The following is a 250-nucleotide window of genomic DNA, read 5'->3' on the forward strand; positions in this document are numbered from 1 at the left end:
TCGTGTTGATGAACGATCAATGCTACGGCGTGATCCGCAACATTCAGGACGCGCAATACGGCGGCCGCCGCTGCTATGTCGATCTGCATCAGCCGGACTTCGCGCAGTTCTGCGAAAGCCTGAAGCTCACGCACTACCGCATCAAATCGCTCGATGAAGCCGACGCGATCATTCGCGAAGGCATGGCGAAGACCGGTCCGGTATTGGTCGAGGTGGACATGCTGTCGGTCGGCTCGTTCGCCACCGCGTT

General features: G+C 59.2%; 1 protein-coding gene. It reads left to right on the forward strand.

Annotated features, from left to right (window positions below):
• The coding region (locus tag SB753_RS39730; RefSeq protein WP_410805503.1) for a thiamine pyrophosphate-dependent enzyme at positions 1-250 on the forward strand (250 nt) is incomplete at both ends.

Source organism: Paraburkholderia sp. SIMBA_053, from assembly GCF_046534895.1.
In the GTDB taxonomy this organism is placed as follows: Bacteria; Pseudomonadota; Gammaproteobacteria; order Burkholderiales; family Burkholderiaceae; genus Paraburkholderia; species Paraburkholderia caledonica.